This window comes from Autumnicola edwardsiae (assembly GCF_031846505.1).
GTDB lineage: Bacteria > Bacteroidota > Bacteroidia > Flavobacteriales > Flavobacteriaceae > Autumnicola > Autumnicola edwardsiae.
This window is the reverse complement of the sequence record NZ_JAVRHP010000090.1, coordinates 1-13,148: the sequence shown is the minus strand read 5'-3', so window position 1 is coordinate 13,148 and position 13,148 is coordinate 1. Positions and strand designations below refer to the sequence as shown.

The following is a 13,148-nucleotide window of genomic DNA, read 5'->3' as shown; positions in this document are numbered from 1 at the left end:
ATTTCGGTAGGTCAACCGTAGTACGGTCTTTTTTTAACAATTTTGGAAGATCGAAAAATGGGAATTATCTATTCTTCGCTCTTATCCATTTCGGAAAGTAGTGAGGTCGCTAATTGATCAAGGAATAACGTCCTGCTATTTTTTCTGCCCTTGATGTCCTGGTTGGTTTTGTAGATATCCCTTGGTGTATAATCAAAAATTTCCTGAAGCTTTTGGGAAACTTTCATAATGCTAAGACCATTCTGGTTCCGAAGTCCATTATACCATAGGGCATAAACCAATTCCACCCAATCTGAATTCGTAAATGGCCAATGTATTTTTTCGGTAGCGTGCTGCTTTACCTTTTTCCCATTAAGATTATTTTCAAGATTGGACATTCGTTCATCCAGATAAATAACCAATGTATTGTAGGCTTTGAATTTACCTAAGAGCATATCCCTGGGCGTGCAAAAGTCAGGGTCCTGAAAATAGAATTTAGAAGTAGTGATGTGATAGCTATCCAGATAATCCCGGGTGTAATATTCTTTGTCGAAATGGGAGGCTCCGGAATTGACATACTGCCCAAAATCCAAATTGTACAGAAAGAAACGGTTTAGCTTACCAATTTTCTTTTTTATGAATTTAAGCTGGGAGTTTTTATCTGCTTTTGGAAACTGGATTTCAAAGGAATGAATTTCTGAGAAATAAATAAGATGAACAAGGGGAGCCTGTTTTATAGTTTTGAAGAATTCAATTTCGGCTTCAGTTGAGTCAAAGCCTTTAGCTATGACTTCTCTTTTGAGTGTACTGAGTAGGTTGCGACATACTTCAATAGAACGATAGGATTGCTCAAGGATATTCTTACTGTGAAGTTTTATTTCCTTCAGTTCTTCCAATAGCTTGTATGAGAGCAATTCTGAATCCATCTGTAACAATTTTACTGTAAAGCCTCATATATTTCTTTAAATGAATGGTTAGATAGTTAGTTATAGGTCAGTCGATTATGAATAATAAAAAAGGAAATTGGGAAGTACTCTTATGACAGCTAAAGAACCTCCTTGAAGATAATTACAAATACCGTTATTATCAGTAATCGATGCCGTATTTTATTACGGAAATGTCCGTATTTTCCTACGGAATAAGAACTAAAAGCCCAATAATATAACGAAGCTATTTTTTCTTTGGCTCGAAGCGGGATATAAATTGACCTCTATTCTTGACTGCAGTTTTTTTAAAAATATTTGAAGCATGTTTAGAAACAGTGCTTTCTGCTATGAAAAAATCTCTGGCAATTTCTTTATAAGATAATCCTCGTAAAATGGATAATGCAATTTCAACTTCCCTTCTTGTCAGATCTCCATAGATTATTTTGTTTTTCAGGGCTTCATTCCCTTTTACTTTTTGAAAAGCAAAGACTTCGAAGGCTTCAGGCTTATTCTTCAGAAAACGGAGGTATCTATTTACTTCAATAACTGTTATTGCATAGAAAGCCAGGTTCATTACAGTGAAGGTTAACCATTGATAATTCCTATAACTGTTAGTATGGGCAAGAGGGCTATGCAATAGATACTTAGGATGGCTAATTTATTTTTTTTAGAAACAAATGAATTTGGATTGTCGAGGATTGAAATCCTCCGGTAAAATAAACCTAGAAAAATAAATGCTATAATTGAAATCGGGATCGTAAAAAGGAACCTGGCTGTATCTAAAGAATTTGTAAGGAAGTAGGGAATTAAGAATAACAGAATAAAACTACAACCTACCAGTATAGCAATATTGGGAATAGTGGAACTGAACTTTAAAAATTCGATATCATAGTCCTTATACAAATAATAAATTATGTAAACACATAGTGCTATTGCCACGCCATAAGTAATGATGTATTGAACTATAATTGGTTCAGGAAAATTATCCGTAGGCAAAAATCCCCCGGTTAAATTGTAGGTAATATATAGCAGCCCGAGAGTAATATACCTTCTTAGACTCAGGCGTTTCAACTTTAAATTTTGAATGACAGCAATAAGTACGATAATGGTGTCAATCAATAGGTAAAAAAAGGTCGTCCAATGGATTGAGGTGCCAAACATCATTGTTTCTCATCTTTACGCTCAAATTTATTTGTCTCTAAATTTTTGGTAACATTGCTCCAATGAAAAATCCTGCCGTTCATAGCAACATATACATCAGGTTTTAAAAATTGCAATGAGCATACGGCATAACCTAGATTAAAAGGTGCATCTGTATTTTGAGAGGATCCCAGAATAAAGGAACCGGTGAGAACTATCGTTTTATTTAGGTTAAGTTTTCCTATATGCGCCGCAGTATCTTCCATAGTAAAAGTACCGTGGGTAATTAATATTTGTTTTGATTTACATACCTTGATTCTTTCCACCAAGTAGTTACGGTCATCAAGTGTTATAAAACGACTATCCTTTTTGAAAATATTTTCAATAGTATATTTAAAAGAAACATTGGCCGATTTAAGAAAATCTTCAATGGAAAATTTATTCAAGTTTCCAGAATGATTACCATATTTTTCATAGTCGATATCCTGAATAGTGCCACCAGCAGTTAATATTCTAATCATAAACTTCAAATTGTTGCTTAATAAAGAGATTAATTACCTGTACCTGATCCGCCACTAAATACGTTTAGCACGCCAAATAAAACTACAGCGAGATATACCAGCAGAACAGCACCAAGAGTAGCGACTTGCCAACGGTGGAATCCGTCTTTATTGTCTTTACCTCCCCAATGAATGAAAGCAGCATAAAGAATTCCCACTAAGCCAACAAAACTTAGAACGGTCGCAAACAGCGGAAAGTTACTTACCGGAAGGCCCACCATGGCTAGTGGAAAAAAAGCAATGGTTAAGGTAGTGGCGTGATCTCCAATTACACTGGTCACACCAGAGGTGATTTGGCCACTTTTGGCTACGCTCCAGGTGGCAAATATTTCCGGAAGGGCAGCCATAGGTGCTGTAATAAATAAACCACCCACTACTTTGGACATTCCAAGGGCAGAAACAATATTTTCTGTGGCGCGAACTGTAAAAAAAGCGCCCACACCCAACGCAACCAAACCTGCCAAAGCAAGCCACACCTCGTTCTTTTTCCATTCCACATTTTCACTGTCTTTTCTCCCTCTGAACAGGGCCTGAGTTAAATATATTAAATACATTCCTAACATGACCCAGCCATCTATAGGCTGTAATCCCCGCCATTGCGGAGGAACGGTCAATATAGCCACAACAGCTACAATAACTAAATAAGGAATGGCTTGTACAGTGACGGCAGTAGAATCTACTTTAAGAAGATGTTCAGCAAGATGTTCTTTATGATCTTTATCAGCATTTTTCTTTTTAAGATGTCTGGTAGCTATATAGGCGGTAATAACCATAAGTGGAATGGCAATTACGTTGGAGCCGAACATGGTTCCCAGACCAATATCACCCACCCCGGTAACAGCACTGGTAATATTTATACCTATCTCAGGGCTTGCTGCCGCCACGCCTATTAAGGCTCCACCGGCAGCGACCGAAAAGCCCCATTGTTTCCTTAGTTTTTTTAAAGGGGTGGCTAAATGTTCAGCGCCCCAATGGGCTGCCCACACGGCAGCTAACAGTACCACTGCCCATATCCAGGAACTCATAAAACACCTGCTTTTAGAAATGAAATAAGAATAAAAAGTTGTTCTGAATTTTTCATAGTTGTAAAGTTGATTGTTACATTTTTGTGAATAAACTTTTTTCCGAAAAAGTTGAAAAAAATAGTTTATCCCTCTAAGTCATAGAACCATTCTTCCGCTCTTTTAATAGCCTCGGTAATAGCCTCTTTTTCTGTAAGTTTTCCCTGTTTCATAAGCTGGTTAGCTATATCAAGGGCTTTTTCTTTAATAATCGGATCCAGCAAATCGAGATCCGTCCTAAAGTCTTCAAACATCCAGTCCATATTGGCTCATTTGATGGTGGAACAATTCCTTTTTTTTAAATAATACTTTTGTTTAGAGGAAATATTTACTGAAGTCTTTTTCTCTTCTGATATCTTAGAAATGATTTTGTGATAGTACCTTCATCACGATCAAAGGCTTTCAAGGATTTTTTCTCTATTAAAAAATTTTCAATTTATACCCATACGGTCCATCTCGTTAATGGTTAAAGTTATTCAATGAAAAAATCCTAGTCCTACGAGTAAATAAAAAAGAATAACTAGTACAACTACGACAAGTAGCATAAAAATTCCGAAAATTTTGTCCTTTTTAGTAATTTTACTTTTCGAAGGTTCCTTCTTCTTTTTCCTATAGCTTTTTCTTCTGTTTTTCGGATTTACAGACATAATGGTGGTTTTCTAATACTCTTTTGAATTCGTACCTTTTGATATTTTTCTTTCGATAAAAACATCACGCTCCTAGCAACTAGTCTAATTTTTAAAACCAGCTAAAAGTCATTTTATTTGGTTCTTTTCTTTTCTGCACTATTGCGGGAACACGAAAGACATTTTCTCTGACATTGAGCTAAATCTCGTACAAATATGCTGTTTCACATTCACAGGTTTCTTTGTTCCATTTCTGCTTTAGCGATTCCTTTTTCCAGTGCTTCTTCTATCGTGCACTTAGTATCCTGAAAAAATATTTCGGCATATTTTATGGCAGATGTCCTCACTGGTTCCTCCAACACATTCAGTCTTTTCTCATAGCCTTTAAATAATTCTTTGCTCATATTATTTGATTATTTACAACATACTGATTTTTACTTACTACTCGACCTTTTTCCTTTTTCTTTAGAATGTACTTTCTACTGCTAAGAAACGGTCATTTAGACAATTTTAATATCCTTATCGCACCACGCATTACAAAAGAGAATACAATCCCTCCAATGATCAAATCCGGCCACTTACTATCTAGAAAATAAACCAGTATACCAGCCACAATCACCCCACCATTCACAATAATATCATTGGAAGTGAAGATGGCACTGGCCTGCATATGCGCTTCCTTACTTTTGGCTTTGTTGATCAACCAAAGCGAAATAAGATTACCCAGTAAGGCAAAAATGGAAACAATGATCATCCATTGAAACATTGGTATTTCACTTTCACTAAAGAATCTTCTTAAAATTTCCATAAATCCAAGTGTTGCCAGAGCCATCTGAAAGTACCCGCTAAATTTTGCCACTTTCTTCTTTCTTGAAATAGCACCACCTACCGCGAACAGACTTAGTGCGTACACTATGGAATCTGCCAGCATATCCAGGGAATCTGCAATAAGACCCATAGAAGACGAAATCCAACCCGTAGTCATTTCGATAAGGAAAAAACCAAAATTGATTCCCAAGACCCACCAAAGAATCTTTTTTTGCTTGGATTGGTCTTCCCATACGGGAGGCTCGGCTTCTTCGGTTCCCTGGAGCGTATCCCCGAGTTTTAAACTGGCTATCGAAGTTTGTATATCTTCAATTCCATCCAAATGATACACTTGCAATTTTCTATTGGGTATATCAAAATCCAGGTATTTTACTTGAGGGTAAGTCTCCAATTTCATCCGGATCATTTGCTCTTCGGAAGGACAATCCATTTTCTGAATGGTAAAATTTGATCTTTTCATTTAAATTTTATTTAGTACCACAAAATTATTTCTGCTAAACATTTGAAAATAGTCTTAGTGTTCAAAATTAATGGAAATAACCTTGCAACAGAAGTGCATTATTTCCCATTGCATCTATTGCAAGTACCTTTAACCATCAAATTGGCTTCCATCGCTTTAAATCCCGGTGGCAAATTTATATTTGGGATCTTTTGCTCTGTTAAGCATTGTGTCTCATTACAATTGGTACGATGAAAATGAAGATGCAGATCACTATTTATTTCACAATTACAACCTGCTTCACAAAGGGCGTATTTTGCCACCCCGGTGCCATCTTCAATTTTATGTACGATGCTCTTTTCTTCAAAGGTTTTTAGAGTGCGGTAAAGGGTAGTCCTTTCAGATTTTTCAAAAGCTGCCTCTATATCCGTCAGACTCACGGCTTTTTCCTGGTTTTTCAGGAACCGGTATATCAGCAAACGCATTGCCGTGGGACGGATGGTTTTATTTTTCAAAAAATTTTCTGTCTGGTCCATTTTTGTTCAATTAAATTCAATTCGCTGTATTCTCACCGCATTCAGGATAGCCAATAGAGCCACACCTACATCTGCAAAGACGGCTTTCATAAAGATGCCACACCAAGAGCGCCCAACACTAACACAATGGCTTTTACCCCAAAGGCCAAAAATATATTCTGCCACACCACTTGTTTTGTCTTCTTTCCTATCTTAATGGCCATCGCAATCCTTGAAGGTTATTATAGCCGATTTTCTTATTTGTTTATAATTTAATATTCCTAATATCAGTAATATAGGTATAATAGCGGTATCAAATATTTGTAGATCTATTAGCCAAATAATAATTGTGCTAAATAATAATGCCATTAATAAAAAAGCCAAGAGAATACTTGATTTATTTTTGATCATTAAAGGAAGGTATAGTAGATATAAGGGATTACACCAAAGAATATTTAAATTATTTCGAACCTCCGGATGATCAGAAAAAAGCCACATTAACGACAGCACCAGGCCGGCTCCACCTATTAAAACTATTACTGCTATTTGAGCTGGCCGAGGAAAGCAAAAAAGAAAAAGTAAAAATAAAAGAGAAAAAATCAAGATTGGAGAAAACCAATATTGAGGACTTCTTTTGTTTCTATTTTCAACTGTATTTAAGGTCTGTTCCAACTTCACCAGCGGTCTTCCATTCAATTGGGAATCACTAATTTCCTCTTTTAGATATATTGGCAAAAAGGTACTTTCAAATTTATTGGCGTTCTGATCTATTGACTTTCCTAATACCAGGTTGATGCCAAATCTCAGCCAGAGATGATCTGCAAGGTGATAATTAATTAATTGTCTATAAGATACCTCTAAATTTTCTTTAGGAAAATTAACACCTATTTCGCTCAATAGATCTCGAATCTCAGTCGAGCAATTTTTTTTTAAAAAAGAATAGTAGTACTGCCTATTTTCTGGCTTGTATAAGTAATTAAGCTTAGTTAGGAGTTGGATTTCCTGTTTTTCTGAAAGATTTAGTTTCTGTTCTAACACCAGCCTATTCTCTCTTGTATATTGCTCAAGAAAATCCTCCGTCTTTTGGATGCCTAAGTAGTACTTGAGTTTTCCTCTTATAAATTTGAAAGTAAAATTGGGGCTCTTAAAATCAAACATTCCAAAATTGTAAACCAAATCTAATGATTGATCTTTATCTTTGATTCTAATTGCAGAATGTCCAAAAACTGAATATACTTCATCACCGGGTGAACAGGTAAGAATGCTAATTTCCAGATGATTGTCAGAATAACTCGATTGACTAATCAAAAATATAATGAATAAAATATTTTTCATTTTTGGGAAAATGTGCTAACCTCTCGTATAAAAAGCAGAGCTGGCAAGCTTGATTGTCCGTCTACGTTCACTAAAGCTTTAGCGGAGGTGAAAGGACAATTAGGCTCAGCAAGCGAGAACAAAGCTGCGATTCAGGACGGGTCTAAGCATTGATTATATAGTCTTACACATTGGCTTTCAGAGATTTTTTTTCTTTACTAATTATGGAACTAGTTATAAACAGAATTGCTCCTAAAGTGATAGATACATCTGCCATATTAAATATACCTGTATGAACAGGACCTAACTCTAAATACATAAAATCTGTAACACTTTCACGAAGAACACGATCCAAAATATTTCCAATTCCCCCACCAATAAAGAATGTAATTGCAACAAAATTTAATTTTGAAATATCTTCTTCTTTGAACAACAAATAGAATAAATAAATCAATACTAAAGTTGGTAACAATTGAAAAATAAACAACTTAAGGGTCGGGTGAAATTTGGATCCAAATTCTAGTGCGGCACCTGTGTTTTCTACATTTGTCAAAACAAAAGTATCATTAACTACCTCAATTCTTTCGTGCGCATCTATATTTCTTCGCGCTTCTTTTTTTGTGATTTGATCACAACTAACATTTGATATTATTAGTATAAGTCCGATTAATAATTTTGTCAGTCGTTTTGCTTTCATTGGTTCAATGAATTTTTGTTAGGTTTGTTTGTATCGTTTAGCTTTTGTTAGTTGCCGGGGTTCTTCTTTCGATTTAGTTACTTCTATTACTTACGCCTTTTAATTCTTCTTTACATTTCTTTATTACTTCTTTCCAATCACCGCGCCAAGGAAGCTGGCAAAAGCAGTCGTGACTTATCTATATTTAATTCTGTCAAGTCTTCCGGTCAGCCGTTTTAGAAATATTTTTACTGCTATACTCTCAAGAGCTTAATTACTCGTGAATAGACTTTTTAAAGATCTCTTTTCTCTAGTTCCGCTTTTGCGATTCCCATTTTCAATGCCTCCTCCATTCAACTGCCAATAAAATGAGACCTGTCTGGTATTTATTGATTTTTTCCACTTACTCTTCTGTAACCAATTCTTGTGAGGATTGCAATTTGCCTTTTTGATTCCGATTCCTCCAATGGAAAAAAACTATAATGGCAAGTACCAGGAGCTGCGCCAAGATTGACTGTAAATTCGGGTAAATACCCAATAAATCTATATGCAGAGCAAAATCTACGGGTGAAATTGGGATGTAACCTGCCTCCTGAAAGGCCATAATTCCTTTGCCGGCCAAAACAACTGCCAGTACTGCCACCATATAAGAAGCCAATTTGAAGAATTTCCCGATAGGCAGTTTATTGGTGAACTTCAGAAAAACGATGGTAATAATGGCTATTATAACAATGGAAGTCAATAAGGCCCAGGGAATAGCAGAATTAGCAACATCAGGATTGCTCAATTTAAGCGATGAAAGAAACAGAACCACTTCAAAAGCTTCCCTAAACACCACAATGAACGAGAAAATAAACAAGCCTATCCCATTTCCGGTTTCAGAAATGCGGTTTATTTTATTTCTTATGAAGTGTTTCCACTTCGATATTTCAGAATGGGAATGAAGCCAAATACCTGCAAAGAGCAACACCAGAACAGCCAGAATAGCTCCAACACCTTCCATCAATTCTCTTGATGCTCCGCTTAAATTGATAAGTTTATCTACAAAAAACCAACTCACCACACCAATCAGTACAGCCAAAACCCATCCGGAATGGACGGCCACCACTGCGCGTTTAATTTTCATAGGTTTTAGAACCCGGAGAATAATGAGGATAATCAGCAACGCTTCCAATGCCTCCCTGATAAGTATTGATAATGCAGCACCATAAATAAATGCAAAGGAATAGTCCCTTTCTGCTAATATAGATTTAGCAGAGGTTATTTTTTCTTTAAGCTCATTGTAATAATTTTTCGCACCTATTTTGTTGTTGTTTTGAAGTGCTTTTCGGTAAGCAATCATATCCCGCTCAATATCCCTCACCAATGAAGGCGCAGATGCACCCAATATATTCTCCACCAGCTCAACTCCTTCAAGGTAGGAAGTCAAGGCATATTTCTCGGCAACTTTATTATTGCCTTTTTGGAATACATCATAAGAAAGATTAAGGTTTTCCATTGCCACGTCCAAAGGATTTCGTCTTTCGGGTTCATAATGGCGTACCTGACCAACTGTTATACTGCTGGAAGATTTATTCAAAAAATGTTGCAATTCTTCATCGTTCCATTTGCTGATGCTGTCAAGATGTAAATTGGAAGACAATTGAGCTTTTGAAATTTCTTCATTGTGCTTTAGTGACAGCACGTAAAAAGATAAGTCCCAAAGCTCTTTTTCGGAAAGATGATTGTATGAAGCCATCCCAGTGCCCTCAATCCCCAATTTGATGACATTGTAAGCCTGAAGTGGAGATAATTGAGCTTCGTGGAAATTGGTCGGGGCAGGGTTTAAATTTCTACCTAAAGCACCGTCCCCATATCCCTGGCTTCCGTGACAGGACACGCAATTATTTTGGTACAAGACAGCTCCATTCTTTAACGAGGGATATCGGTTAGGTGTAATTTTTAAAATCCCCAGATTGAGAATTCTGTTTTTGATATTTAATGCAATTGTAGATATGACTTCTGCCTCTCTTTTTTCAACAATAGCTTTTTGTAATTCCTGCAGAGGTTCATGAAGCTTTTCAAACCTGGTGTTATTAATTGTAGGTGATAGATCCTGCTGAAGTGCAATGGCTTTTTCTGCAAACTCGGTGATTTCGGCGAATTCAAACTCATTGATTACTTTGCCACCCTCCACCGCTACCGAATAGTCCTTGGAAATATAATCCAGTAAAGTCACCAAAGTGCGTAGATCGGTATCGTTTTCTATTCCTTGAGAAAATAGATTTGCTGAAAGGAAAACGAAAATAAAAAACTTCTTATATTTATTCATACTTATTCTAAATAAGGGCAAATTTACAATTTCATTTTGTATAGGGAGTTTTGCGAAACATATTCTTGCTGTTAATAAAGTTTTTAATAAGGAAAAAGGTGAAATTGATCCCTAATACGGCCCAAAGCATCTTTCTTTGCCCTGTGTTCTCTGTAAACCTGAGTTCTTCTTTCTCTTCACATCTTCTGGTAACTCTTTTTAACTATTGCTTTCGGCTTTCCTACGTGCTTTTCTTGCTTCCTTAAGAATTTCCCATCCTCCTTTTAATACAATTCCTACGGTTATAAGGCTGATGATCAAATCCGGAAGAGGGGAGTTGAGCAGCATCACCCCGACACCGGACAATACAATCCCTAAATTAACAAGCATATCGTTGCTGGTAAATACCATAGAGGCCTTCATGTGTACGCCTCTTTCACCTTGAGATTTCAGCAAGCGCAAGGCAAGAAGGTTACTCGCCGCATTCGCTATCGCCGTAATAATCATTGCCCAGCCAATTGGTTCAGTTTCTATTATGAAACGTCTGATGACTTCGCCAAGCAACACCAAACCTAATACCAGCAAAAGCACGCCGGAAAGTGTTGCTGCCCGTGATTGGGCAGCAACACCTTTGCCTACGGCATACAAACTGACAATGTAAACGGCTGAGTCAGCAAGATTGTCAAGCGCAGCACCTAACAGGCCAGTAGAACTTGCTATAAAACCAACAGTACCGGCCATTACAACCTGGAACATATTGATCCCCAGGACCTGTTTTAATGTTTTTCTTTCAGCTTTATTGGAGGCATCAAGCTGAATTTCGTTTTCTTTGCTATTTAAATCAGTGCTCATAATTATTTAATTTTTTAATCCACCCATAGTACACCGAAAGAACCAATATAATTGGCCAAAACACCATAACAAACGTATTAAGTCCTTCAGTTAGGGTGATAAAGCCGAAGTCCAATGGGAGGTTTGCGCTAAATAATCCTAATCCCCAGTGGAAAATTATCTGGGCACTAGAGAAACCTGCAAAAAATTTTGCTAATTCTTTTTTTCGATTTGTCATTTTTCGATCCTTTTTTATTTTTGAACTACAAATAATTGTTCCTGAAAAGGAAATTCCGTTAATTAAGACAAACCCGTTAGAACTTCCTTTACAGGACTTAGTTTCATTGCTGTTACTCCATCAATTCAATCTTTTTGTGGATTCGTGGTTTTAATTTTTTATGGCAATCTTTTTATTTTACCTAATATAAAACCACTACTTGGCAGCGTGGGCATACGCGATAAGCTAAAGGTCAAATCCTGATCGGGTACCTCGTAAGTTATCCGGTTAATCAGAAAATCCACAGCTTGTTTCATCGATTCAATAGTGAGCCATTCACCCGCACACCGATGTCCGTGTAGATGTTCTCCTCCACCCTGTGGAATTAAGGTAAAGGGATTGCCGTCCCAGTTTATAAACCTCTCAGGATAAAATTCACCGGGGTCTTCCCATAATTCAGGATCATGAAGCATTCCATATATATCCAGCATCACCAATGTGCCAGGCTTAAATATATAACCCTTCCATTCAAAATCTTTTCGCACAATGGCGCCTACCATCGGCGTAAATGGATAAAACCTTCGTACTTCCTGTACCAACATTTCTGTCAGATTCCCTTTTCCTGATAGTATTTTTTTTTTGTATTGTGGATACCTGTGTAAAGCAAGAGCAGTAAAAGTAATGTAGGAGGCTATGGCTACGGTGGGCCTTAATACATTTATCAGCTCTACTGCTGCAACCTGTGTGTCCAAAAATTTGCCATCAAGCTCACGGTGAAAAGCAATCGTGTGGGCGGCAGTACCCTTTTCTACATGAATTTTACCGTTACGGATTTCCTTAATAAGGTTACCAATCCACTTTTCAGCTCTTTTCCGAGCCTGCTTTCCTCTCCAGTGCCTTGGACCGATGGCTCCAAAGGCATCTACCATAGCCCCAAAATCCCTGGCCCTTTGTTGCACTTCTTCTTCCCGCAGCGGAACTCCCGACCATGTACAGACTGCACGGCAAAGGAGCTCCTGTGCTTCGTTAAATAATATTATTTGCTCTTCTTTCTCCCATTTATCAATGTATTTTTCCCAGTAGCTTCGTTGGATTTCCAGGAACCCCCGAAGGCTATCCGGTTTCATCAAAGACATAAACATTTCTTTTCTTTGCCTGTGTGCTGAATTATCCAGTGTCTGGACGCCCTTTTGGCCAAACAATGTTTTTTGCACCCTTTTAGGAGTAGCTCCTTTGCGTTGAAACTTTTCAGTGTCATAGAACACCTCTGCGGCTTCTTTTCCACTCATGCAAATTGCTTTCTTTAACATCAAACGGGTTCTAAAAATATCAGTCCCAAGCTTTTCACGCTTTTTCTGAATAAATTCATAGCCGTCGCGAAGCAGTATCAAACTACTATCAAAGTTTTTGTCTTTGGGAATCGTTGTCATGTTCTTTATATTTCATTTTTTAGACCAGTAACATAAACTTAATACAAAGGGATTTAAGTCTTGTGGAATGACTAAATACTGCCTAATTTAATTTACAATGCACTTAAGGCCACTAAATATGCAGCGGCCTGTCATCTGTAGCTGCCAAACAAGCCTCTTTAAAGGTCTCAGAAAATGTGGGATGCCCGTGGGACATTCGTGCAATATCTTCTGCGGATGCTCTAAACTCCATTGCCACTACCGCTTCTGTATAACTGTCCGCGATGCGTGGGCCTATCATATGCACTCCCAATATCTCATCGGTTTCCTTATCTGC

The 13,148-nt window shown here is 37.2% G+C and carries 13 protein-coding genes and 2 pseudogenes; all 15 read right to left on the bottom strand.

The genetic code is table 11. The features are described from left to right. Positions 1–68: 68 nt before the first annotated feature. On the bottom strand, positions 69–905 hold the full coding sequence (locus RM529_RS13765; RefSeq protein ID WP_311485356.1) for an RteC domain-containing protein: 837 nt from the start codon (positions 903–905) through the stop codon (positions 69–71). Between the two features lie 244 nt (positions 906–1,149). Beyond that, the gene (locus RM529_RS13760) at positions 1,150–1,479 is read right to left on the bottom strand and encodes a response regulator transcription factor (protein ID WP_311485355.1); all 330 of its coding nucleotides are present in this window, start codon (positions 1,477–1,479) and stop codon (positions 1,150–1,152) included. A gap of 586 nt (positions 1,480–2,065) precedes the next feature. Beyond that, complete coding sequence (locus tag RM529_RS13755) at positions 2,066–2,566, bottom strand: asparaginase domain-containing protein (RefSeq protein ID WP_311485354.1); 501 nt, start codon at positions 2,564–2,566, stop codon at positions 2,066–2,068. Positions 2,567–2,595: 29 nt separating this feature from the next. Next, entirely contained in the window at positions 2,596–3,630 is a 1,035-nt protein-coding gene (locus RM529_RS13750; RefSeq protein WP_311485353.1) for a sodium:calcium antiporter, read from the bottom strand. 122 nt (positions 3,631–3,752) lie between these two features. Continuing rightward, positions 3,753–3,929: a hypothetical protein gene (locus RM529_RS13745; protein WP_311485352.1), complete on the bottom strand. Its 177-nt coding sequence runs from the start codon at positions 3,927–3,929 to the stop codon at positions 3,753–3,755. A 593-nt stretch (positions 3,930–4,522) separates the two neighbouring features. Beyond that, entirely contained in the window at positions 4,523–4,696 is a 174-nt protein-coding gene (locus tag RM529_RS13740) for a hypothetical protein (protein WP_311485351.1), read from the bottom strand. 92 nt (positions 4,697–4,788) lie between these two features. Next, positions 4,789–5,580 (bottom strand): cation efflux transmembrane domain-containing protein, encoded by a 792-nt coding sequence (locus RM529_RS13735; RefSeq protein WP_311485350.1) that lies wholly within the window; start codon positions 5,578–5,580, stop codon positions 4,789–4,791. A 98-nt stretch (positions 5,581–5,678) separates the two neighbouring features. Then, on the bottom strand, positions 5,679–6,095 hold the full coding sequence (locus RM529_RS13730; protein WP_311485349.1) for a Fur family transcriptional regulator: 417 nt from the start codon (positions 6,093–6,095) through the stop codon (positions 5,679–5,681). Positions 6,096–6,101: 6 nt separating this feature from the next. Next, positions 6,102–6,313: pseudogene (locus RM529_RS13725) on the bottom strand (heavy metal translocating P-type ATPase); the annotation flags it as partial. Then, positions 6,288–7,409: an Lnb N-terminal periplasmic domain-containing protein gene (locus tag RM529_RS13720; RefSeq protein ID WP_311485348.1), complete on the bottom strand. Its 1,122-nt coding sequence runs from the start codon at positions 7,407–7,409 to the stop codon at positions 6,288–6,290. The gene RM529_RS13720 and the pseudogene RM529_RS13725, both read right to left, overlap by 26 nt. A 163-nt stretch (positions 7,410–7,572) precedes the next feature. Further along, on the bottom strand, positions 7,573–8,085 hold the full coding sequence (gene lspA, locus RM529_RS13715) for a signal peptidase II (protein ID WP_311485347.1): 513 nt from the start codon (positions 8,083–8,085) through the stop codon (positions 7,573–7,575). 382 nt (positions 8,086–8,467) lie between these two features. Beyond that, on the bottom strand, positions 8,468–10,375 hold the full coding sequence (locus RM529_RS13710) for a cytochrome c/FTR1 family iron permease (protein WP_311485346.1): 1,908 nt from the start codon (positions 10,373–10,375) through the stop codon (positions 8,468–8,470). A 198-nt stretch (positions 10,376–10,573) separates the two neighbouring features. Then, positions 10,574–11,206 carry a cation efflux transmembrane domain-containing protein gene (locus tag RM529_RS13705; protein WP_311485345.1) on the bottom strand — a complete coding sequence of 211 codons (633 nt, stop codon included), beginning with the start codon at positions 11,204–11,206 and terminating at the stop codon, positions 10,574–10,576. Between the two features lie 375 nt (positions 11,207–11,581). Further along, entirely contained in the window at positions 11,582–12,832 is a 1,251-nt protein-coding gene (gene cypC, locus RM529_RS13700) for a CYP152 family fatty-acid peroxygenase CypC (RefSeq protein ID WP_311485344.1), read from the bottom strand. A 112-nt stretch (positions 12,833–12,944) separates the two neighbouring features. After that, positions 12,945–13,148: pseudogene (locus RM529_RS13695) on the bottom strand (dihydrolipoyl dehydrogenase); the annotation flags it as partial.

Coding starts and splice junctions, on each gene's coding strand:
- RM529_RS13760 (WP_311485355.1), bottom strand. CDS start 1,479: ATGAACCTGGCTTTCTATGCAATAACAGTTATTGAAGTAAATAGATAC.
- lspA (WP_311485347.1), bottom strand. CDS start 8,085: ATGAAAGCAAAACGACTGACAAAATTATTAATCGGACTTATACTAATA.
- RM529_RS13765 (WP_311485356.1), bottom strand. CDS start 905: ATGGATTCAGAATTGCTCTCATACAAGCTATTGGAAGAACTGAAGGAA.
- RM529_RS13705 (WP_311485345.1), bottom strand. CDS start 11,206: ATGAGCACTGATTTAAATAGCAAAGAAAACGAAATTCAGCTTGATGCC.
- RM529_RS13750 (WP_311485353.1), bottom strand. CDS start 3,630: ATGAGTTCCTGGATATGGGCAGTGGTACTGTTAGCTGCCGTGTGGGCA.
- RM529_RS13720 (WP_311485348.1), bottom strand. CDS start 7,409: ATGAAAAATATTTTATTCATTATATTTTTGATTAGTCAATCGAGTTAT.
- RM529_RS13755 (WP_311485354.1), bottom strand. CDS start 2,566: ATGATTAGAATATTAACTGCTGGTGGCACTATTCAGGATATCGACTAT.
- RM529_RS13710 (WP_311485346.1), bottom strand. CDS start 10,375: ATGAATAAATATAAGAAGTTTTTTATTTTCGTTTTCCTTTCAGCAAAT.
- RM529_RS13745 (WP_311485352.1), bottom strand. CDS start 3,929: ATGGACTGGATGTTTGAAGACTTTAGGACGGATCTCGATTTGCTGGAT.
- RM529_RS13740 (WP_311485351.1), bottom strand. CDS start 4,696: ATGAGCAAAGAATTATTTAAAGGCTATGAGAAAAGACTGAATGTGTTG.
- RM529_RS13735 (WP_311485350.1), bottom strand. CDS start 5,580: ATGAAAAGATCAAATTTTACCATTCAGAAAATGGATTGTCCTTCCGAA.
- cypC (WP_311485344.1), bottom strand. CDS start 12,832: ATGACAACGATTCCCAAAGACAAAAACTTTGATAGTAGTTTGATACTG.
- RM529_RS13730 (WP_311485349.1), bottom strand. CDS start 6,095: ATGGACCAGACAGAAAATTTTTTGAAAAATAAAACCATCCGTCCCACG.